The 22,298-nt window shown below is 62.1% G+C and carries 15 protein-coding genes, 1 tRNA gene and 2 pseudogenes; 15 read left to right on the top strand and 3 right to left on the bottom strand.

All coding sequences use genetic code 11. From position 1 onward, the window contains the following. Together fabI and HPS01S_RS18730 are read left to right on the top strand one after the other, a co-directional pair. On the top strand, positions 1-798 hold the full coding sequence (fabI, locus tag HPS01S_RS18735; protein WP_066159654.1) for an enoyl-ACP reductase FabI: 798 nt from the start codon (positions 1-3) through the stop codon (positions 796-798). Between the two features lie 27 nt (positions 799-825). After that, positions 826-1,692 (top strand): DNA ligase, encoded by an 867-nt coding sequence (locus HPS01S_RS18730; RefSeq protein ID WP_066159816.1) that lies wholly within the window; start codon positions 826-828, stop codon positions 1,690-1,692. A gap of 9 nt (positions 1,693-1,701) precedes the next feature. Here HPS01S_RS18730 and HPS01S_RS18725 read toward each other — a convergent pair whose 3' ends face one another. Both HPS01S_RS18725 and HPS01S_RS18720 read right to left on the bottom strand, forming a co-directional pair. Beyond that, positions 1,702-1,920, bottom strand: a complete 219-nt coding sequence (locus HPS01S_RS18725; protein ID WP_066159651.1) for an HP1242/YdcH family protein — start codon at positions 1,918-1,920, stop codon at positions 1,702-1,704. 29 nt (positions 1,921-1,949) lie between these two features. Then, complete coding sequence (locus HPS01S_RS18720) at positions 1,950-4,244, bottom strand: arginine/lysine/ornithine decarboxylase (RefSeq protein WP_066159646.1); 2,295 nt, start codon at positions 4,242-4,244, stop codon at positions 1,950-1,952. Positions 4,245-4,403: 159 nt separating this feature from the next. Here HPS01S_RS18720 and HPS01S_RS18715 point away from each other — a divergent pair, with 159 nt between their 5' ends. The 8 genes from HPS01S_RS18715 (at position 4,404) to HPS01S_RS18675 (ending at position 12,071) form a co-directional block, all read left to right on the top strand. After that, positions 4,404-4,829, top strand: a complete 426-nt coding sequence (locus HPS01S_RS18715) for an NfeD family protein (protein WP_066159643.1) — start codon at positions 4,404-4,406, stop codon at positions 4,827-4,829. A 51-nt stretch (positions 4,830-4,880) separates the two neighbouring features. After that, a complete protein-coding gene (locus tag HPS01S_RS18710) occupies positions 4,881-5,798 on the top strand; it encodes an SPFH domain-containing protein (RefSeq protein WP_066159640.1) in 918 nt (305 codons plus the stop codon). A 39-nt stretch (positions 5,799-5,837) separates the two neighbouring features. After that, positions 5,838-5,927: transfer RNA gene (locus HPS01S_RS18705), tRNA-Ser, on the top strand. Between the two features lie 344 nt (positions 5,928-6,271). Continuing rightward, complete coding sequence (locus HPS01S_RS18695; protein WP_066159629.1) at positions 6,272-6,832, top strand: polysaccharide biosynthesis/export family protein; 561 nt, start codon at positions 6,272-6,274, stop codon at positions 6,830-6,832. Positions 6,833-6,834: 2 nt separating this feature from the next. Then, positions 6,835-7,935: a hypothetical protein gene (locus HPS01S_RS18690; protein ID WP_066159626.1), complete on the top strand. Its 1,101-nt coding sequence runs from the start codon at positions 6,835-6,837 to the stop codon at positions 7,933-7,935. Positions 7,936-7,949: 14 nt separating this feature from the next. Continuing rightward, positions 7,950-9,551: a Wzz/FepE/Etk N-terminal domain-containing protein gene (locus HPS01S_RS18685; RefSeq protein ID WP_066159623.1), complete on the top strand. Its 1,602-nt coding sequence runs from the start codon at positions 7,950-7,952 to the stop codon at positions 9,549-9,551. A 14-nt stretch (positions 9,552-9,565) separates the two neighbouring features. Beyond that, positions 9,566-10,423 (top strand): CpsD/CapB family tyrosine-protein kinase, encoded by an 858-nt coding sequence (locus tag HPS01S_RS18680; RefSeq protein ID WP_066159620.1) that lies wholly within the window; start codon positions 9,566-9,568, stop codon positions 10,421-10,423. A gap of 133 nt (positions 10,424-10,556) precedes the next feature. Next, entirely contained in the window at positions 10,557-12,071 is a 1,515-nt protein-coding gene (locus HPS01S_RS18675) for an O-antigen ligase family protein (protein WP_066159617.1), read from the top strand. 12 nt (positions 12,072-12,083) lie between these two features. Here the strand turns inward: HPS01S_RS18675 and HPS01S_RS18670 are convergent, their stop codons facing one another. Continuing rightward, positions 12,084-14,522: an AMP-binding protein gene (locus tag HPS01S_RS18670; protein ID WP_066159812.1), complete on the bottom strand. Its 2,439-nt coding sequence runs from the start codon at positions 14,520-14,522 to the stop codon at positions 12,084-12,086. Between the two features lie 314 nt (positions 14,523-14,836). On the opposite strand from HPS01S_RS18670, the gene HPS01S_RS18665 reads away from it, so the two are divergent. The 5 genes and pseudogenes from HPS01S_RS18665 to HPS01S_RS22470 all read left to right on the top strand — a co-directional run. Further along, positions 14,837-15,802, top strand: a complete 966-nt coding sequence (locus HPS01S_RS18665) for a glycosyltransferase family 2 protein (RefSeq protein ID WP_066159614.1) — start codon at positions 14,837-14,839, stop codon at positions 15,800-15,802. 122 nt (positions 15,803-15,924) lie between these two features. Then, entirely contained in the window at positions 15,925-16,680 is a 756-nt protein-coding gene (locus HPS01S_RS18660) for a WecB/TagA/CpsF family glycosyltransferase (protein ID WP_066159611.1), read from the top strand. A 175-nt stretch (positions 16,681-16,855) separates the two neighbouring features. After that, the gene (locus tag HPS01S_RS18655; RefSeq protein ID WP_084397526.1) at positions 16,856-17,755 is read left to right on the top strand and encodes an ExeA family protein; all 900 of its coding nucleotides are present in this window, start codon (positions 16,856-16,858) and stop codon (positions 17,753-17,755) included. Between the two features lie 86 nt (positions 17,756-17,841). After that, positions 17,842-21,807, top strand: a pseudogene (locus HPS01S_RS22305) (type I polyketide synthase); the annotation flags it as partial. A gap of 25 nt (positions 21,808-21,832) precedes the next feature. Continuing rightward, positions 21,833-22,294 (top strand): annotated as a pseudogene (locus tag HPS01S_RS22470) (KR domain-containing protein); the annotation flags it as partial. Between the last annotated feature and the right edge of the window lie 4 nt (positions 22,295-22,298).

Here is a 22,298-nt window from a genome sequence, read left to right as displayed (position 1 = left end):
ATGGGTTTTCTCGCCGGCAAGAAACTGCTGATCACGGGCGTGCTGTCCAACCGGTCCATCGCCTACGGCATTGCCAAGGCCTGTCATGCGCAAGGGGCCGAGCTGGCCTTCAGCTACGTGGGCGAACGCTTCAAGGACCGCATCACCGAATTTGCGGCCGATTTCAACTCGAACCTCATCTTCGATTGCGACGTCGGCGACGATGCCCAGATCGAGAAGCTGTTTGCCGATCTGTCGCAGACCTGGCCGACGTTCGACGGCTTCGTGCACAGCATCGGCTTCGCCCCGCGCGAGGCGATTGCCGGCGACTTCCTCGACGGCCTGACGCGCGAGAACTTCCGCATCGCCCACGACATCAGCGCCTACAGCTTCCCGGCCATGGCCAAGGCCGCCCTGCCCTACCTCAATGCCAACGCGGCGCTGCTGACGCTGAGCTACCTGGGGGCGCTGCGCACCATCCCGAACTACAACACCATGGGCCTGGCCAAGGCCAGCCTGGAAGCCAGCGTGCGCTACCTGGCGGAATCGCTGGGCCCGCGCGGCATGCGGGTCAACGGCATCAGCGCCGGCCCGATCAAGACCCTGGCCGCCAGCGGCATCAAGGACTTCGGCAAGCTGCTGGGCTATGTGGCCGCGGCCTCCCCGCTGCGCCGCAACGTCACGATCGAGGACGTCGGCAACGTGGCCGCCTTCCTGCTGTCGGACCTGGCCTCGGGCGTGACGTCCGAAATCACCTACGTGGACTGCGGCTTCAGCCAGACCGCCGGCATCAGCAAGGACAGCGAGTCGGTCTCCTGACCGTTCTTTTCCTACGCGATGACCACCATGGGCACCGGTCGACGCAGCGTTCTCGCTGCCATCGCCGGTGTTTTTTTGTGCCCTTTGGTATCGCTGGCGGCCGACGCGCCACCGGCCCTGATGCTGGCGGGCAAGTACCGGCCCGGACTGGATCTTTCGGCCTACTGGGTCAGTGAAAAATACGACGGCGTGCGTGGCTACTGGGATGGGCAGCGCCTGTGGACCCGGGGTGGTGAGCCGCTGTCGCCACCCGTCTGGTTCACGCAGGGTTGGCCACCCACGCCCATGGACGGCGAGCTGTGGGCCGGGCGCGGCCGTTTCGAGGAAGTCAGTGGCACCGTGCGCCAGTTGCAGGCCAGCGACGAGGCCTGGCGTCGCATCCGCTTCATGGTGTTCGATCTGCCCGCCCATCCAGGCCTGTTCGATGAGCGGCTGGCGGCTTACCAGGCGCTGGTGCGCCAGCTTGATCTGCCGTGGGTGGTGGCCGTGCCCCAGGAGAAAATCACCGACCACAGCACGCTGCAGCGCCGGCTCAAGACCGACATACAGGCGGGCGCCGAGGGCCTGATGCTGCACCGAGGAGATTCGCCCTACCGCGCGGTGCGGGGCGACGACCTGGTCAAGCTCAAGCCGTTTGACGATGCCGAGGCGCGCGTACTGTCCTACGTGCCCGGCAAAGGACGGCATGCCGGGCGGATGGGTGCGCTGTGGGTCGAGACGCCCGACGGCCAGCGCTTCCGGCTGGGCACGGGTTTCTCAGACGCGCAGCGTGAACGTCCGCCCTCCGTCGGCAGCTGGATCACCTACCGCTACCGGGGTCTGCACGACAGCGGGCTGCCCCGGTTCGCCAGCTTCCTGCGCGAGCGCCCGGACTACCGGCCACCCGCCCGCTGACTTTGTCCGTCAGGCGCCAGACACCTGGCGCAGGTGCGCGTAGATCTGATCCTTGAGGGCGAGCTTCTCCTTTTTCAGCCGCTCGATCTCCAGTTGCGTGCCCGGTTCGATGTGGGCTTCCTTGTTCCTGATCTGCTGATCGAGCTCGTTGTGCTTGTCGAACAGCCGGGTGAAGTGGTGATCGTGGCCCTTGAGGCTTGTGATCAGATCGCGGTATTCGGGAAACATCGGTGCTCCTCTGGTGTCGGGATGCCAGCTTACCCCGCCTTCACACAGTCCGCAAAGTAGCTGACCACGCCGTCGAGCCCGACCTCCTGCACCAAGCCATGGATATCGGTCTCGAACCCAGGGCATTCACGGGCAAACTCGCGGTTGAACTTGAGGTAGTCCACGATCTTCTTGTTGAACACCTCTCCCGGAATCAGCAGCGGAATGCCCGGCGGGTACGGCGTCACCAGGCTGGTGGTGATGCGCCCTTCCAGATCGTCGATCGGCACGCGCTGCGTCGTGCGGTGGGCGATGTGCGCGAACGCATCGCTGGGCTTCATGGCCGGCGTGTGGTCGCTCAGGTACATGTCGGTGGTCAGACGGGCGATGTCGTACTTGGCGTAAAGCGCGTGCACATGCTGGCACAGGTCGCGAAGACCCATCTGCTCGTAGCGCGGCTGCTTGGCGCAGAACTCCGGCATGATCCGCCACATCGGCTGGTTCTTGGCGTAGTCGTCCTTGAACTGCTGCAGCGCCGTCAGCAGCGTGTTCCAGCGGCCCTTGGTGATGCCGATGGTGAACATGATGAAGAAGGAATACAGCCCGGTCTTCTCCACCACCACACCGTGTTCGGCGAGGAACTTGGTGACGATGGACGCCGGGATGCCGGTGGCCGCAAAGTCACCCTTGAGGTTCAGGCCCGGCGTCACGATGGTGGCCTTGATCGGATCGAGCATGTTGAAGCCCGGCGCCATGTCGCCGAAGCCGTGCCAGGCCTCCTCACCATCGGATGGCTGCACGCCATCAGCGTCGGTGCGCTTGAGCACCCAGTCGCTGGCCCTGCCCACGCCCTCCTCCACCAGGCTGTCCGGCCCCCAGACCTGGAACCACCAGTCGTCCTGCCCGAACTCGGCCTCCACCTTGCGCATGGCACGTCTGAAGTCGAGCGCCTCGGCGATGCTCTCTTCCACGAGCGCCGTGCCGCCCGGCGGCTCCATCATGGCAGCGGCCACGTCGCAGCTGGCGATGATGCTGTACTGCGGGCTGGTGCTGGTGTGCATCAGGTAGGCCTCGTTGAAGAGGTGGCGGTCGAGCTTGGTGCTCTGGGAATCCTGCACCAGCACATGGCTGGCCTGGCTGATGCCGGCCAGCAGCTTGTGGATGGACTGCGTGGCGTACACCACCGAATGCTGCGGACGCGCGCGCTTCTTGCCCATGGCGTGGAAGCTGCCGTAGAAGGGATGGAAGGCCGCGTGCGGCAGCCAGGCCTCGTCGAAGTGGAGGTTGTCCACCCAGCCATCGAGCAGGTTCTTGATGGTCTCGGTGTTGTAGAGTACGCCGTCGTAGGTGGACTGCGTCAGTGTCAGGATGCGCGGCTTGACCTTGTCGGCATCCACTCCGGCGAGCAGCGGATTGGCGCGAATCTTGGCCTTGATGGCATCGACCTCGAACTCGGCCTGCGGGATCGGACCGATGATGCCGTAGTGGTTGCGCGTGGGTTTGAGGAACACGGGTATCGCACCCGTCATGATGATCGAGTGCAGGATGGACTTGTGGCAGTTCCGGTCCACCACCACCACATCGCCCGGCGCCACCGTGTGGTGCCAGACCATCTTGTTCGACGTCGACGTGCCGTTGGTCACGAAGTAGCAGTGGTCGGCATTGAAGATGCGTGCGGCGTTGCGCTCGCTCGCACCAATGGCGCCGTTGTGGTCCAGCAGCTGGCCGAGCTCCTCCACCGCGTTGCACACGTCGGCGCGCAGCATGTTCTCACCATAGAACTGGTGGTACATCTGGCCCACCGGGCTCTTGAGGAAAGCCACTCCACCCGAGTGACCAGGGCAGTGCCATGAATAAGAACCATCTTCCGCATAGTCCAGCAGGGCCTTGAAAAACGGCGGCTGGATGCCTTCGAGATAGCTCTTGGCCTCGCGGATGATGTGGCGCGCCACGAACTCCGGCGTGTCCTCGAACATGTGGATGAAGCCATGCAGCTCGCGCAGCACGTCGTTGGGCAGGTGGCGGCTGGTCTTGGTCTCGCCATGCACGTAGATCGGCACCTCGGCGTTCTTGCGGCGCACTTCCTCGATGAAGTTGCGAAGATTCAGCACCGCTGGGTCCAGATCAGGCCCCGGGGTGAACTCCTCGTCGTCGATGGACAGGATGAAGGCGCTGGCGCGCGACTGCTGCTGCGCAAACTGTGAAAGGTCGCCGTAGCTCGTCACGCCCACCACTTCGAAGCCTTCGCTTTCAATGGCCTGTGCCAGGGCGCGGATCCCCAGGCCAGACGTGTTTTCGGAACGGAAGTCCTCGTCGATGATGACGATGGGAAAGCGGAATTTCATCGCGTATCTCCAGCCGGTGCGAGCCGGGGCGGGTGGGAAGGGCCAGGAAGCGGGCAAGTGTACGGAAATCACATGACGCTGAACTTCTGTCGCAGGGCTTTTGACGCAGAATGTGGCGCTTGCCAGACATGGTGTGGCATCTATCGAGGAGGATGTTCAATGGACGAGTCGACCATGTGGTGGTTGATGGCTGCGGCGCTGGTGGCGCTGGAGCTTTTTACCGGCACCTTCTACCTGCTCATGCTGGCGGTCGGGCTGGCTGCCGGTGCCCTCGCCGCCCACCTGGGACTCTCTTTCTCCGGACAGCTGGTGGCTGCAGCCTTGATCGGGGCGGCAGCCGTGGTCATCGGGCACCTGCAACGCCGCAAACGCAAAGGAGATCCATCGGTCCGGTCCCTGCGCAGCGTCAACCTGGACGTCGGGGAAACGCTGCACGTGGACAACTGGCAGTCCGATGGCACCGCCAGCGTGCGCTACCGGGGCGCACAGTGGACCGCCGTGCTTGAACAAGGCCAGGTGGCGGAAGCCGGCAATTACAGGGTCACGGAACTGGTGGGCAACCGGCTCAAGGTCGAGAAGGCCTGATCTCCCAACAACCTTCCATCATCAATCTTCCAACCGTACAGGGACATCACCATGGAAATCGCACTGTTTCTTTTCATCATCGCGGCGATCTTCATCATCCGGGCAGTCAAGGTCGTGCCCCAGCAGAATGCCTGGGTGGTCGAACGCCTGGGCAAGTACCACGCATCGTTGGCACCGGGTCTCAACTTTCTGGTGCCCTTCATCGACAAAGTCGCCTACAAGCACAGCCTCAAGGAGATCCCGCTGGATGTGCCCAGCCAAGTCTGCATCACACGCGACAACACCCAGCTGCAGGTGGACGGCATCCTCTACTTCCAGGTGACCGACCCGATGCGCGCCAGCTACGGCTCTTCCAACTACATCGTCGCCGTGACCCAACTCGCACAGACCTCGCTGCGCTCGGTGATCGGCAAGCTGGAACTCGACAAGACTTTCGAGGAGCGCGACATCATCAACGCGCAGGTGGTGCAGGCCATCGACGAGGCGGCGCTGAACTGGGGGGTCAAGGTGCTGCGCTACGAGATCAAGGACCTGACGCCACCCAAGGAGATCCTGCACGCCATGCAGCAGCAGATCACGGCCGAGCGCGAAAAGCGCGCACTGATTGCCGCCTCCGAGGGCCGCCGTCAGGAGCAGATCAACATTGCCACCGGCGAGCGCGAGGCCTTCATTGCCCGCTCGGAGGGTGAAAAGCAGGCCGCCATCAACCAGGCCCAGGGTGAGGCCGCAGCAATCACGGCGGTGGCCGACGCCACGGCCCAGGCCATCGAGCGCATCGCCACCGCCATCCGGCAACCTGGCGGCGAGCAGGCCGTCCAGCTCAAGGTGGCCGAACGCGCCGTGGATGCCTACGGCAAGGTGGCTGCCGACGCCACCACCACGCTCATCGTCCCCGGCAACATGAGCGAGGTCTCGGCTCTCATCGGCTCAGCCATGCAGATGATCGGCACGACCAAGGCAAAGGCCTGAAAACAACGCCCTGCAGCCTGCTACAATCGCAGGCTTCGCGGAGAGGTGGATGAGCGGTTTAAGTCGCACGCCTGGAAAGCGTGTGTGGGCTAATCCCCACCGCGGGTTCGAATCCCGCCCTCTCCGCCAGAACATGCCCCAAGTGATTCGATCACTTGGGGTTTTTTTTTGCCTTGAGTCATTCCCGCACCCCGCAGCAACAGAACCATGACCATGATGGAGCGTCGTTGTCTGCAACAGTCCCAAGCGTTTGTGAGATACGACCCGCAACTTGCCCCGCTGAGGGCGGATACCCGGGTCCCGCTACTCCCTTGGAGGGTACGGATGACGATTGCGGAAACCGCGACCTTGTCGACTTGGCTTAAGATAAAGTTCGTAATATTTTGAAACCTCGCCATGTCTGAGCATGGAGAATTTCATCTTCTGCCTGGTCAACGGGTTCCCTGCAACCACTCTGATCCTTGGAGATTGCCATGTCTGTTCTGTCCAGCTTAGTGACGACCGCAGTTTTGCTGACCGCCAGCGGTTCTTTGATGGCTCAGTCTGATGCTGCTTACAAGTTGCGGCATGGCGACGCCCTGATGGTCTCGGTCTGGAAGGACGAAGCCTTGCGGATGGAGGTGCGCGTTCTGCCCGACGGCAGCATCACCTTTCCGCTGGCCGGGCGTGTTTCGGTGGTGGGACTGAGCACCCCGGAAGTCGAAGCCAAGGTGGCCGAGAGGCTCAAGAAGTACATTCCTGAGCCCGTCGTGACCGTGGCGATCACAGCCACGGATGGCAATCAGGTGTTTGTGCTCGGCAAGGTGGTGCGCCCCGGAGCGGTGACCTTGACGTCATCGGAGACCACGGTGCTGCAAATGCTCAGTCAGGTCGGGGGGCTGGATCGGTTTGCCGATGGCAACTCGATCCGGGTCTTGCGCAGTTCGCCTCAGGGCAACCGGGTGCTGCCGGTTCGCTACGACGATCTGGTCAAGGGGAACCAGCTCGACACCAACGTGGTTCTGATGCCCGGCGACACCATTCTGGTTCCTTGAACATGAACGCACGACTCACACCCCCTCTGGCATTCGTCCTCCAGGCCTTCGTCTGGTCTCCTGCCATTGCGCAAAATTCGCTGACCGTGCCCTTGGAGGCCGTTCGGATCAGCAATCCCGACCTCTCGCCCGAAAGCCGCGGTAGTGTCACTCTGTTTCGGATGCACCCGCAGTTCACGCTGCGGACCACCCAAGGAGCCTCCAGCACCGAGCTGGCGCTGGGTGCGCTGATCGAACGATCTGGCAACACCGATCTGAGCGCCAATCGCAGCTTACCCAGCGTCCGCGTGCTCTGGGAGAACTCAAGCCCTGTGGCGGTCTTTGGACTGCGGGCCTCCCTGGAAGAAGCGTCCACGCGCGAGACAGAATTTGCCGACTTTGGCCGGGTGACACTGGACAGCAAGGAACGCACGGGATCCGTCGGAGGCACCTGGACCTACAACCTGACGGCCGGAACGGCCCTTGAGATGGATCTCTCGCATGAGCGCGTCACCTACGACACACCGCTGCTTGTGAACCACAGGGAAACGAGTGGATCGGTCGCCTATCGCATCTCGGCAAGCTCCAATGCACGGTATTCGCTGACAGCGGGCGCTTCGCGCCTAACGCCAGACGGAGACCGCGAGCGGGAGTCACGAAGCGAACTCGGCCTCGGGTACGAAAGAGATCTCAGTGAAGGCCTTGTTCTGAACGCAGCGGCAGGAGTCGTCCGCGCCAACACTGCGAGAGGCAAGACGGCGCCTGTCGGTTTGCTGCGTCTGACCTACACGGGAGAACGCATCGGCTATGCCGTTGCATGGTCCCGAGAGGTGAGTGCAGACGGTGCGGTCGCTGGGTACACGCGGTCGCAGGTTTTTGACGCCTCTGCAACCTATCCCCTTACCATCGATACATCCTTCTCGCTGGGTGTAAGCCATGCCCAGTCCCTCGATGGAGACCGTGACACCGGCTCCATGATGTACGCACGGATCCAATCCGAGCTCACCAGGTTCTGGGCCATTTCCATGAGCCTGGAGCAGCGGCGAGCCAAGCCCTCCGGCGGACCCACAGCCAAAGGCCACTCGGTGGCCGTGGGGCTGGTGTATTCGCACCCTGACTTCTAATTTCACGATTCCTCATGCCGGCCGACTACCAACTGAGCCTGAACGACTACCTGTCCATCATCCGACGCCGTGCCTGGGTGATTGTCCTGACCTTTGTTGTCGTGCTTGGCGCCTCGGTAGTGGTGGCGCTGATACTGCCGCGGGCCTACCAAGCCAGCGGAACACTGCTGGCAGAGGGTCCACAGATTGCAGGAGAAGTGGTGCAGCCGCCTTCGGGTGGCAACGCTGAACAACGGGTTCAGGCGCTGCGCCAGCGGATCATGACCCGCGAGAGCCTGCTGCGCATTGCGGCCGAACATCGTGTATTTGAACCACCCCCAGGCGTCGTGCTGAAAGACACCGACATCGCAACTGCAATGCGTGCAAGCATTGGTGTCAATGTGCAGGTCGGAAACATGCCGGCTTGGGAACGACCCACCAACAACCTTGCGTTCTCCGTGTCTTTTCAGCACAGCGAGCCGGAGAAAGCGCTGGAAGTCACCAACGCTCTGATCCAGTTGTTTCTTGAAAGCAGCGTGCGGGAACGGGTCGAGCAGGCGTCCAGGGCCAACGAGTTTCTGAGTCAGGAAGCCGATCGGGTCAAGGCCCAGTTGGAGAGCCTGGAGCAACGCATCGCTGCCTACAAGCGTTCGCAAGGAGGCGTCTCGGAAGACAGCCCAGTGGTCGCGCTGGCGAACATTCAGACGCTTGAGAGCGATCTGAGAGCCGCTGAGCGTGAGCATCGAATGGCTCTGGATGAGTTACAGACACTGGAAGTGGAGCTGGCAGGCGCGCGTGCAGGTGTGCTGGCACCCGGAACGGTCACGCCATCGGGCCCGTCTGCCGCAGAACAGGATCTGGAGCGCGCCCGGGCAGAGCTGGCCCGCCTGCGAGGCACATACACAGACGACCACCCGGATGTCAGGGCTCAGCGGCAAAAGATCGATCTTCTGGAACGCGCCGTGCGCTCTGAGGCCACCGCCAGCAGTCCGACACGCGACGCCATCGCTGCACAGGCCAAGCTGGCCGTGTCCCGCCTTGAAGCACAGAGCCGCACCGCACGGGCGCGTGCAGACCTGCTGGCAGAGCAGCAAAGGAGCCTTCGCAGTGCCATTGCCCAGCAAAGAGCCCAGGTGTCACGTGCCCCGCAGGTGGAACGGGACCTGGCCGCCCTCCAGCGTGACTATGACGCGACCCGGGCCAAGTACGAAGACCTCCGGTCCAAGCAACTATCCGCGCAGATCGTTCAGAACCTGGAGGGTGGACAGCAAGGCGAACGCTTCACCCTGCTGGAGCCACCCTTGCTGCCCGAATACCCGATCAAGCCTGACCGCCGCAAGATCGTCGCATTGGGCTTCTTCCTTGCGCTGGCCGCTGCAGCGGCCGTTGTTGCCGTGCTGGAGCTGATCTTCGCGCGCGTGCGCGGCGTCAACTCGCTCACAGCCTTGACGGGTCAACGCCCCATGGTGGTGGTGCCATACATCACGACGGCCGATGAAATCCAGTCCACTCAAGTTTTGCGAAAGCGGCTTGTAAAGCTTGCCGCCGTCCTTGCCGTGGTTGGAATTGCTGCGATCCACTTCCTGGTAATCCCCCTTCAGACCCTTTTGATCTCCTTGTTCTCCCATCTGGGTTGAAGGAAAGCTGTCACATGGAACGCATCAAGCTTGCAATCGAGAAGGCGAAGGCCTCCAGGACGGATCTGTTGTCACCGAACAGCAGTTCATCGCACCACCCAGGCGATGCAGGAATATTCATCGAGCACGACTCGCCCGAAAGAGACGAGGACACGCCCGACGATCTGGGCGCCGTGCAGTATGCACAGACCGCGGTGGTGTCCATGGATCCCGTACACCTGGAACGCCACCGCGTTGTCGCACATCAGAAGGCCCATCCAGCGAGCTGGGCTTTCGACGTGTTGCGAACCCAAGTGCTCCAGAAAATGGATGAGTCCGGTTGGCGGACGTTGGCAATCACATCCCCCAGCGTGGAATCCGGCAAGACAGTGGTAGCAATCAACTTGGCCATCAGCATTGCCCAGCAGACCAACCGCACGGCGCTACTGGTGGATTTTGACTTGCGCCGCCCAAGTGTTGCCCGCTCCCTGGGCTTGAACCGCCCGAAGTCACTCAATGATTTTCTTGATGGGCATGCAAACCTTGCAGAGGCGCTGGTCAACCCTGGCATTGAACGTTTTGTTGTGCTGCCGACCAACCGACCAGTCAATGGCGCGTCGGAGTTGCTGGCGTCTGCAAAAGTGGGCAAGTTGATAAAAGACCTGCGCGAACGCTACAGCGACCGCATCGTCATCTTTGATCTACCACCTGTTCTGGCAGCAGATGACGTCATGAGTGTGCTTCCCAGGGTTGACTGCGTTCTGATGGTGGTTGGCAGTGGTGTGTCCACCCAGACAGAGATCGAGGAAGCCATGAATCGGCTTTCGAAAGCCAACCTGATGGGTATCGTGCTGAACAAGGACGAGTCGCCCACCCAGAACGCCTACTACTGACTTCTTGCCCGACAGAGGCCGCACCTTGGCCACACGCAGCCGATGTGCCCAGTATTTCTTGGCCATCCACCGATGGCTGCCATCGGGCCTATCACCGCCCCAACTCCTGACATGAGCCCACGACTCCCCTGCTATGGCTGAACATGTGCGTGCGCTGATCGTGCTGATGGCACTCAGCCTGGTGTTCTTCCAGGTGGTCCGAGGCGCGGTTTCTCAATTGATTCCAGAGGCGACCTTCAGGCGCTGGCGCAATCTCTGGGTAGCGGCCACGCTGGCACTGTTCCTATCGAACAGCGTGTGGGTTTGCATCCTGGTCACCGGAGCCCTGCTCCTTCTCTACCGAAGGCGCGAAGAACATGTCATGGGGCTGTATTTTTTTCTGCTGTTCGTATCTCCACCGGTACCGGCAGAGATACCGGGACTGGGCATCATCGACCATCTATGGGTGCTGGACCACTACAGACTGCTTGGTGTGACGCTGCTGCTGCCGGTGGCGTTTGCGCTTTTCCAGAGAGCAAGCACCCCGCGTGTTGGCAGCTCGCCGGTGGATTGGTGGGTGCTGGGCTACCTCGCTCTCATGTCGTTGCTTGCATTTCGCCCGGGCAATGTCACCAGCGGGCTCCGGACCGTTCTGTCGCTTTGGATCGACATCTTTCTTCCGTACTACGTGGCCAGCAGGAGCATTCGCAACGAAGAGGGGCTCCGGCACGCCATGACCGGATTCGTCGTCGCGTCAATGATCCTGTCATTGGTTGCGATCTTTGAAATGCTTCGCGGCTGGAAACTCTACTCAGCCGTTCTCGGAGCATTGGGCGTGAACGAATGGATGTTCGGTGGCTATCTCATGCGATCAGGCTTCTTGCGACCGAATGCAACGGTGGGCAACTCGATCGTCCTCGGATATGTCTTGGTGGTTGCACTGGGCTTCTTTCTCTACCTGAAGGAGCTCTTATCCAGCCCCTTGCACAGATTTCTAGGGCTGGCTCTGCTCGCTGGAGGCATTGTCGCCTCATTGTCGAGAGGCCCCTGGGTGGGTTCTTTGCTACTTGTAGCGAGCTTCATAGCCATCGGCCCCAAGGCTGTCAAACGCGTGGGAGGATTGGGGCTGGGCGTCGTTGCTGCATTTCTTCTTATGAGCCTGATCCCGGGCGGTCAGCTATTTATCGACATGCTGCCAGTTATAGGAACTGCCGATCAAGGCAATGTCGAGTACCGCGCCAACCTCATCACCTCTGCCTTGCCGGTTATTGAACGGCATCTCATGCTGGGTTCGTTTGATTTCCTGAGCGCCCCTGAACTGCAAGTAATGATGCAGGGTGAAAAAATCATCGACGTCGTCAACTCATATATCGGCGTCGCCTTGTACTCCGGCATGATTGGATTGGTGCTTTTTCTTGGAATTTTTTTGAGCACCCTCCTTCAAATTCGAAAGCACGCAAGGGTTGCGCGACAGTTGGAACCGCGAGTTTCCGTCATGGGTCGCTCGTTGTTCGCCGCAGTGTCAGCCACCATGTTTATCATCTACACGGTAAGCAGCATCATTGCGATCCCTGTGGTGTACTGGCCTCTTCTGGGGATCTGCGTGGCCTACACGGGCACAATAAGAGATCAAATGCGGAAACTGGCTGAGCTCCCACAAAAAGCCTGAACCCGTCGCAACTCATTGCCGCCCCCACCATCCCCGCTGCCGCCCAAAAGCAAGCGCCCGACCTTCACCCCAATAATAAACGCGAGCAAACACAATGCCCGCGAGAATTGCTGCAAACAGGGCAACCCAGGGCATCGGCCCGTGAAACAATCGCGTCACCACAGATTTGACCTGGTAGTGACTGAGATACATGAACATGGAGGCCCCGGCGATCTCACCGACCACCCGCTTGACGGGGGCAGGAACCGAAATCTCGGGCCAGAAAAGCAACAGCGCACACCCGGCGCAGATGTAGTAGGTTGCCGACGTGAACCCATGGTGCATCACCACGGCGATCGACACAATGGCCATCACCAACAAGCGTGTCAGCACATCACGTGCACCGGCACTGGCGATCAACATGCCGCACGCCACAGTCCACAGATACCAGGTCGGAGTGCGGTGGTAGATGTAATTTGTGTCCCATACAAGCTCGGCGAAGTAGCTCAACACCATCGCAAAAACAAGCAGCACAGTTCCACTGATCAACGGACTCTTCCTGAATGCATCCCTCGCAGCCTTGAAAGAAAACAGAAGTGCAATCAGAAGCAATAGTTGCATGTACATTTCTGCAAAATAGAAATATGCAACATGGTATTCGCGCGGATCAAAAAGATTCGATATCAGCAACAGGGGTTTCAACTCGGCCTCATGCGCCCAGATCTGCAGCGCCGCAACCACCATCACGGTCGGAACAGCGATTCTCACCACCGTTCCCAGTATCGTCCTCACCTTCCCGGTCCTGCTGATTTCAGGCCATTGGAAGCGCATCACGCTGTAGCCAGCGAGCAAGAACAGGAAATAGGCAGCCCCCCAGTTGTTGCTGTAGACGAACGTGTCCAGATGCAGGGCCACGATGCAGATCATGAAAAACGCCCGCGTCAGCGTGGCCGCTTCCAGACGCAGGAAGGAAGTTTGAGGTTCAGACTGAACGCTGCTTTGCAGTTGCGCGACCGTCAGCGATTCCCATCCGCTGGGCAGCGGACCAAACCGGTCCTCGAATCCCATTGAAAACTGGATATAGCCCAGGGAGTCGCCACCAAGCGCTTCAAAGCTCGCGCCTGCGTCAATCTTGCGTCCAGGAAAGAACTGCTGGAAGAAGCCCATGACATCGTCCGCCCTTGGCTGCCCGGCCGGGTCTCGAGTGTCAGGTTTGTTGCGAGAGTCCTTGTTCTCGGCGACGAATGCCTCGGTCAGCAGACGACGCAATGGCTTTCCAGTCGCCGTCTGCGGAATGGAGGCCATGACCTTGACGTGCAGGGCATCACCAACCTCCAGACCGAGCATTTTCAAGGCCTGGTTCGCGGCTGTCTGCAATTGAGCGGAATCCATGTCCGCCGACTCCGCCACCACCAGAACGCCCTCACCTCGCATGGCATCGGGCACCTTGGCCACGACCAGCCGCCCGCTTTGAGGCAGCAGTTTGCCGATCTTCTCTTCCAGGAGGTCCGGATTGATCTTCACGCCACCGCTGTTGATCAGATCGTCGGCTCTCCCGTCAAAAAACAGATAGCCGTCCTTCAAATGCCCCAGATCACCGGTGACCAGCCAGCCATCTGCTCCCGGTAGCGCCTGCAAGTGGTCACCTTCGATGCGCCACTGGGCCACGTGTGGGCCGCGTATCCGGATGCGCCCCTCAGGGGAGATACCCACCTCGGTTTTTCCAACCGCCCGGCCCACCGATTCGAGCAACTCGTCCGAAACGTCCGAAATCAGCAAGAACGTGCTGCGCGAAGCTTCTGTCAACCCATAGTGCTGGACGATTCGCGCGTTGGGAAAGAGGTCACGGACACCCCGTTTTTCCGCGGCGGTCATGTATTGGGAACCGATCTCCATCCAGCGAAGCTTCTTGCCCGCCTCTCCGATGGCCTGCGGCTTCTGAAGCAGGATCCGAAGAAGGGTCGGCACAGCAGAAAGCGAATTAACTTCGCCGGCCTCTAGCATGCGCGCCAGTTCCAGTGGGTCGAAGCCGCGCGAGGGTATGAAAGACTGACCACCCACGGCACTGATGACGCGAATGCGCGCCATGCCGAAGCTGTGCGTGACGGGAACACCGACGTACTCGCGAACCTCCGCCGTCAGCTGCATCTGGTCGATGATCCTGTCGGCAGCGTCTGCCAGATTGGCATAGCTGAGCACAATGCCCTTGGGTTTGCCCTCGGTGCCCGACGTGAAGGTCACCTGCGCAGGAAGATCGTCACGGATCAACGCATGCTGCTGCCGGAACCAGCCTCCCCCCGCTTCGGGAACGATGCAGTCATCAATGGCGATGCCCACCGGCTCCTTGGCAGAGGCCTCATCCTGAAAGCTGACCAGCGGCTGGCGCTTCTCGTTCAGCGCAAATACATTCTCTATAAAGGAGAGGGAATTTCGCCGAATCAGACCGGTTGCACGCAACTTGGATATCTGCATTCTCAGCACCTGTGGTTCATTGACACGCAACTCGGGGGAAGCTCGCCGGCAGCATAGCACCGGCACTACGAAACGCTTACAGGCTCCGCAGCGAAGCCATGAGGCGTTGCGCGCCTGCATCAGTTGCCATATTCTGCCTGCCACATAGGCGAGCACGACCCGCGAACAATGAGCCCAAGAGAGCCATTGCAGGTGCTCCGGGTGACTTCGAGATCAATGCTAGGATTGAACGGAAGTTTTAATACTTCTGAACTCCGGCAAATGCGGAAGGCGTTGCGTCTGTCGCCCTCCCGGTCATCGGTAAGTCAATTCACATGCAAGAACACAAGCTGGGCGTGGTTGCGATCGGGCGCAACGAAGGGGAGCGACTGCGCAGGTGCCTGCTGTCTCTGCTGCCAGTGGTGCCAGCCACCGTCTACGTCGACTCGGGATCCACTGATGGCTCCAGCCAGATGGCCTCCGAAATGGGAGCGGTGGTTGTTGATCTCGACATGTCGCAACCATTCACAGCTGCGCGAGCCAGAAATACCGGCTTTCAGCAGTTGCTTCAGCAGTTCCCCGATGTCACCCTCGTCCAGTTTGTGGATGGGGATTGTGAAGTGGTGCCCGGCTGGCTGGAGGCGGCGCGCAGTTTCCTGGCGGAGCGCCCAACATATGCCGTGGTGTGCGGCAGACGCCGCGAGCGCCACCCTGAACGCTCCATGTACAACGCGATGTGCGACCGGGAGTGGGACACCCCCATCGGCGACACCCAGACCTGTGGTGGTGACGCCATGATGCGGGTCGACGCGCTCAAGGCCGCCTCAGGCTACCGTGACAGCATGATTGCCGGGGAAGAGCCGGAGTTGTGCTTTCGTCTGCGCCAGGCCGGTTGGCACATCCACCGGCTTGACAGAGACATGACGCTGCACGATGCGAACATCACGCGTTTGCGGCAATGGTGGGTGCGCACGGTGCGGTCAGGCCATGCTTTTGCCGAAGGGGCTTGGCTGCATGGATCGTCACCGGAACGCTTCTGGATTCGGGAGGCCCGTCGCGCCTGGTTCTGGGGAGTGTGGATCCCTGCTTCAATCGGCCTTGCCATGCTCCTGGCTGGGGCCCCTGCGGGGCTCCTTGCGACCATCTATCCATTGCAGTGGGTACGCCTGCTGGCGCGAAGCGGCTCTGCTCGGGAAAGCACCTTCATGATTCTGGGCAAGTTCGCCGAGGCCCAGGGAGCCGTGAAATTCCACCTCTCGCGCCTAAGAGGCCAAACCCGCCACATCATCGAATACAAGTAGGTGGACAATACTCAAGGGGGTTTCTGCATCGGGGATGGGGTGGTGCAGACCTTGTGCAAAAGGAATGTTGGCGGACGGGCTGAAGCAGCCCTCCCTGGCTCCATCCAACTGGAATACCGACCATGAGTGAACACTGTGTCCTGTGCGGGTTGCCCGTTTCGCGAGCGCACATGAAGCAAACGCTGGAAGAGATCCTTGCGCGCATAGGCCAGAAAAGGGGAACCTGGGTCCTCACTCTCAACACCGAAATGATTGCGCGCTTCGCGCGCAATCCAAGCTCCCACGATCTCCTGTCCCAGGCGGACATCATCACCGCCGACGGCATGCCCCTGGTCTGGGCATCCCGATTCAAAGGACCGGACCAAGCGATCCCCGAACGCACGACGGGGGTGGACCTGGTGGACGCCTACCTCAGGCTCCCCTCCATTCCGGCCTACGCAGTCATTGGTGGTGTCGATCCGGCGGCCACCTTGGCTCTGTATGGAGAGCCAGCCGTTCGAGCCTGTCGATATCTGTTTGATGGTCGGGTGGACCTGAGTGCCGACCAAGTCCAGGAGTTTGCGGGTGCGCTGCGTGAGAAGGAAGTGAGAATGCTTTTCTTGGCCCTGGGTGGCGAAAAACAGGACCAGTTGGCGTTCACGCTCAGAAAGGCCGTGCCAGATCTGGTCGTCGCAGGCATTGGCGGCAGCTTTGAAATTCTGGGTCCGCAGGGCGGTCGAGCCCCCCGGTGGATGCAGAACGCAGGCCTGGAATGGCTGTTCCGGCTGACGAGAGAACCCGGTCGCTTGTGGAGGCGCTATCTTGTGCACTACCCGGCCGGCCTTGGGTTGCTGCTCCGAGATTGCTTCAAGCCCCGCGTCGAGACCTCACGTCACTGATCTGATTGGCCATTCCTCAGAGGAATTTCGTTCATAAGATTGCGCCTCGTGGCAAGTGCGCTGACGGCAGCACAACACGAATTTGATCTCGTCGTGTACATCAAAGCACAAGCAAAGATGGCAACTAGCGTGTGTGCAGGACACTGGTAGACAGCACAATTTTCAAGGCTTCAGCGTGTACGAACACTTTTATGGGCTTCGAGAGAAGCCGTTCTCCATCCAGCCGGACCCGGACTTCCTCTACATGGGCAAGCGCCATTCGCTGGCCTACACGATGCTGCAGTACGCGATCTACAACCGCGCTGGTTTCACGGTCATCTGTGGTGACATCGGCTGCGGCAAGACGACCTTGATCCGCCGCCTTCTGCGGGAGCTCGGGGACGAGGTGTCGGTGGGACTGGTCACCAACACCCATCCCGACCTGGCCGACCTGACAGAGTGGATCATGCTGGCCTTTGGCCTCCCCTACGATGGCCTGTCACCGGTCGCGCGGTACGATGCCTTCCAGCGGTATCTCATCAGTGAGTACGGGAAGAATCGCAGGGTGGTTCTGATCGTCGACGAGGCGCAGAACCTGAGCTCCGCCGCGATGGAGTCTTTGCGCATGCTCTCCAACATCAATGCTGACAAGGACCAGTTGCTGCAAGTGGTGCTGGTCGGACAGCCCCAGTTGCGCGATTTGCTCAGGCGCCCCGAACTGCAACAGTTCGCCCAGAGAGTGGCGGCCGATTTTTTCATTTCGCCGCTGAATACGGTCGAGGTCGGGGACTACATCGAGCACCGGCTGAAAGTGGCCGGCCGTGACAGGCAATTGTTCACGCCGTACGCGGCGGCAAAGATTGCCAAAGCGACTCACGGCATCCCCCGAAGCATCAACATCCTTTGCGACATGGCCCTGGTGTACGGATTTGCTTCGGAAGCAAGGCTGATCGACGTCCATGTGATCGATGAAGTGCTGCGGGACCGCAGCGACTACGGTGTGCTGGGCGACACCAATTTCAACGTCGGACAGACTGGCAACAGCCAATGGGGGGATAGCAATTTCCCCTCCGCATCAGATCCCCCAAAAGTGTGAGTTGCCTCACGTGAGGTAACAATTTGTTGAGTCATAATGGTTTACCCGATGGGAGTAGGACCGGGTGCCATACCTGAGAGATCTGTGTGACCACGCCTTCAGAAGATTCGAACGACATCGCCATTGTCGGCATGGCCGCCCATCTACCAGGCGCCGCCAACCTGACGGCCTACTGGTCCAACCTGCGGGAGGGGGTGGAGTCCATTCGGCGACTGAGCGAAAGCGAGTTGCTGGCTGCGGGTGAAAGTCCCGAACGCATGCGGCATCGCAACTATGTGCCAGCCGCAGCGCCGCTGGACGGGTTCGAACAGTTCGATGCGGACTTCTTCGGTTTCAGCCCCAAGGAAGCCGCGATCATGGACCCCCAACACCGCCAGTTTCTGGAGGTGGCCTGGGAGGCGCTGGAGAACGCCGGGCACCCGCCCGAGACCTTCTCCGGTCCCATCGCCGTGTACGCCGGCTGTGGCATGGGGAGCTACTTCTACTTCAACATCTGCTCCAACCCCGACCTGGTGGCCAGCACAGGCATGTTTCTGCTGCGCCACACCGGCAACGACAAGGATTTCCTGTCCACCCGGGTGAGCCACATCTTTGACCTGAAGGGTCCCAGCGTCAACATCCAGACGGCCTGCTCGACCTCGCTGGTGGCGGTGCACCAGGCCTGCCAGTCCCTGTTGCTGGGCGAGTGCGACATGGCCCTGGCTGGCGGGGTCACCATCGAACTGCCTCACGCGCGCGGCTACATCTTTCAAGAGGGCGAAATCCTCTCGCCAGACGGCCACTGCCACGCTTTCGACCACCGGGCCCAGGGCACCGTGTTCGGCTCGGGCGCCGGCGTGGTGGTGTTGCGCCGTCTGGCCGATGCCCTCAAGGATGGCGACCACATCTGGGCCGTCGTCAAGGGCACAGCCATCAACAACGACGGCGCGGCCAAAGCCGGTTACCTGGCGCCAAGCGTGGACGGTCAGGCCAAGGCGATCGCCGAAGCGCAGGCCGTGGCCGGTGTCAGCGCCGACACCATCGACTACATCGAGTGCCATGGCACCGGCACCTACCTGGGCGACCCCATCGAAGTGGCCGCCCTGACGCAGGCATTCCGGGAGACGACGCAGGACACCGGCTTCTGCCGCATCGGTTCGGTCAAGACCAACATCGGCCACACCGATACGGCCGCGGGGGTCGCAAGCCTGATCAAGGTGGCGCTGGCGCTCAAACACCAGGAAATCCCTCCGAGCCTGGGCTACGAGAAGCCCAACCCCTCGATCGACTTCGAGTCCAGCCCGTTCCAGGTCAACCATGCCCTGAGTCCCTGGCACTCGCACAAGGGTCCGCGCCGCGCCGGCGTGAACTCGCTGGGCGTGGGAGGCACGAATGCCCACGCCGTGGTCGAGGAGGCACCCGCGCGCGAGCCCTCTCCCCCGTCGGACTGGCCCTTCCAGTTGCTGGTCGTGTCGGGCCGGACGCGGGCCGCGCTGGATGCCAACGCCAAGGCACTGGCGGCCCACCTCAGGGCCCACCCGGAGCAAGCCCTCGCGGACGTGGCGTTCACGCTGAAGGAAGGTCGGCGCGCGTTCGAGCACCGGCGCGTGCTCGTGGCCGAGAGCCACGAAGAAGCCGCCGCCCTGCTGGAAGGCAGCGACACCCGGCGGGTGTTCACCCACACCCATCTGGAAGACGATCCGGAGGTGGTGTTCATGTTCCCGGGCGGCGGCGCGCAGTACGCCGGCATGGCCCGGGAGCTGTATGCAACCGAACCTGTGTTCCAGGACTGGATGGACCGCGGACTGGAGATCCTGCAGCGGCAGCTGGACTACGACGTGCGCGCCCTCTGGCTGCCCGACGCCGAGAACCACGCGGCAGCGGTCGAGAAGCTCAAGCAGCCCTCGGTGCAGCTGCCGCTGATCATGATCGTCGAGTACGCGCTGGCGCAGCTCTGGATGTCCTGGGGTGTCAAACCAGCGGCACTGGTCGGGCACAGCATGGGCGAGAACACGGCGGCGTGTCTGGCGGGTGTGATGTCGTTCGAGGACTGCATCGGCCTGGTGCTTCTGCGCGGCCGGCTCTTCGACACGGTGCCGCCGGGCGGGATGCTCAGCGTCCCGCTGGCTGCGGACGAGGTGCGTGGCCTGCTGGGGCCGGAGCTGGACATGGCCAGCGTGAACGCGCCGGAGCTGTGCGTGGTCTCGGGCCCGCAGGCGGCGCTGGACGCGCTGGAAGCGCGGCTGCGCGCGCGCGAGGTGGAGCCGCAGCGCATACAGATCGACATCGCAGCGCACTCGCGCATGCTGGAGCCGATCCTGGGCCGCTTCGAGGCCTACCTGCGCAGCATCCGTCTCAACCCTCCCAAGATTCCCATCATCTCCAACCGCGACGGGCAGCCGCTGAGCGCGGCCGACGCCATCGATCCGCTGTACTGGGTGCGGCACCTGCGCAACACGGTGCAGTTCGCCGACTGCCTCACAACGCTGAAGAAAACCAGTCAACGGGTCTATCTGGAGGTCGGCCCCGGCAAGGCGCTGGGCTCGCTTGCGCAGGCCAACGGAGTCCCCTCCTCCCAGGTGATCAATTCGCTGCGCCATGCAGACCACGTGGTGCCCGACGACATGTGGTTCTTGGGCACCCTGGGCCGCCTGTGGGCCAACGGGGTCCGGGTGGACTGGGAACCCATCTGGGGCGAGGCCCGCAGGCTTCGTGTCCCCTTGCCCACCTACGTCTTCCAGCGCAAGCCCTACTTCATCGAGCCCGGCAAGGCCCGGGCCGCCGCGGAAGAAGCGCCGCAACTGCTGCGCAACGACGACGTTGGTGCATGGGGGTACCAGCCCCGCTGGCGCCCGCGGCAGGCCAATGCCGACATCGACGTGACCCTGGACCTGGGCCAAACGTCTCCTCAAAACTGGCTGGTGTTTGCCGACGAAGCAGGCCTTGCCGACCGGCTCGTGGCCCGCTTGCGGGACGCCTCCCACCGCGTCACCGTGGTGCGGGCCGGTGACCTCTTCGCACGCCAGAACGACAACGAGTACCTGTTGGCGCCGGAACGCGGCCGAGAGGGCTACGACGAACTGCTGCGCGACCTGGTGGCCTCGGGCAACACGCCCCAGCACATCGTGCACGCCTGGCTGGTCACCCAGGAAGAGCGCTTCCGTCCCGGCAGCAGCTTTTTTCACCGGAACATCGAACAGGGCTTCTTCAGCCTGCTGTTCCTGGTCCAGGCGATGGCGGAAGAAAACCTGCCGCGCCCCCAGCACCTCACCGTGCTGAGCTCCGACGCCGTGCGCGTGCGCAACGAAACACTGCGCTACCCGGAAAAATCCACACTCATGGGGCCAGCCAAGGTCGCTCCGCGCGAATTGCCTGGCTTGACCTGCTCGGTGCTGGACCTGGTGCTGCCCACTGTCGACAAGGGCTGGCGCGCCAAACCCAATGCCCAGGACTGGTCGGCCCTGACCGATCGCGTGCTGGAAGAGCTGTTCGCCGCCCCTGACAACTGCGTGGCGGCGATCCGGTCCGACAAGCGCTTCGAGCTGACCCACGTCCCCCTGCCCCTTCCGCCCTCCGAAGAGCTGGCCGGCCTCCCCAAGGGCTGCGTCTGCATGCTCACCGGTGGCCTGGGTGGCATTGCACTGACGCTGGCCGAGCGACTGGCGCGCGAGAAGCAGGCGCGCCTGGTGCTGCTCGCGCGCCAGCCCCTGCCGCCGGCCGACACCTGGGACGCCTGCCTGCGCAACAACGACCCACTGGACCCGGTGGTCCAGCGAATCACGGCCGTGCGCCGTCTGCAGGGCCTGGGCGCGGAAGTGCTGGTGGTGGCGGCCGACGTGTGCAACGTCAAGGACATGCGCAAGGCCGCCGAACAGGCGCGGCAGCGCTTCGGCCGCATCGAGGTGTTGATCCACGCCGCTGGCGTCGTGGACGACGGCCCGCTGTTGACCAAGACCTCGGGCGGTGTGGAAGAGGTGTTCGCTCCCAAGGTGCACGGGGTGCAGATCCTGCACGACCTGTTCCCGGATGGCAGCATCGACTGGCTGGTGCTGTTCTCGTCGACCAGCACGGTGACGGGATGGCAGCATCGACTGGCTGGTGCTGTTCTCGTCGACCAGCACGGTGACGGCTCCGGCCGGCCAGGTCGACTACGTGGCGGCCAACGAGTACCTCAATGCCTACGCCGCCAGCCGCGCCGGGCAGCGCACCAAGGTGCTGGCCATCGACTGGGGCATCTGGAACGAGGTCGGCATGGCCGCGAAGGCCATGGCCAGCCGCCTGGGCGACGCCGCGCCGCCCCCGCGACATCCCGCCGGCAGTCCCTTGCTGGACGAAGCGACCTTCGACGCTGCAGGGCACCGACTGTTCACTGCGAGCTGGCAGACCAACAACCGCTGGATCCTGGATGGCCACCGTACCAAGGCAGGCCAGGCCCTGCTGCCCGGAACGGGTTATCTGGAGCTGGCGGCCCAAGCGCTCCGGGGCAACGGCGAGACCGGCCCGTTCACCATCAGAGACCTGTATTTCTTCCGCCCGCTGGAAGTCAACGACGACCAGACACGCG

The organism is Hydrogenophaga pseudoflava NBRC 102511 (assembly GCF_001592285.1).
GTDB classification, from domain to species: Bacteria; Pseudomonadota; Gammaproteobacteria; order Burkholderiales; family Burkholderiaceae_C; genus Hydrogenophaga; species Hydrogenophaga pseudoflava.
The sequence above is the reverse complement of the archived record's forward strand: the minus strand, read 5'-3'. Positions and strand labels throughout refer to the sequence as shown.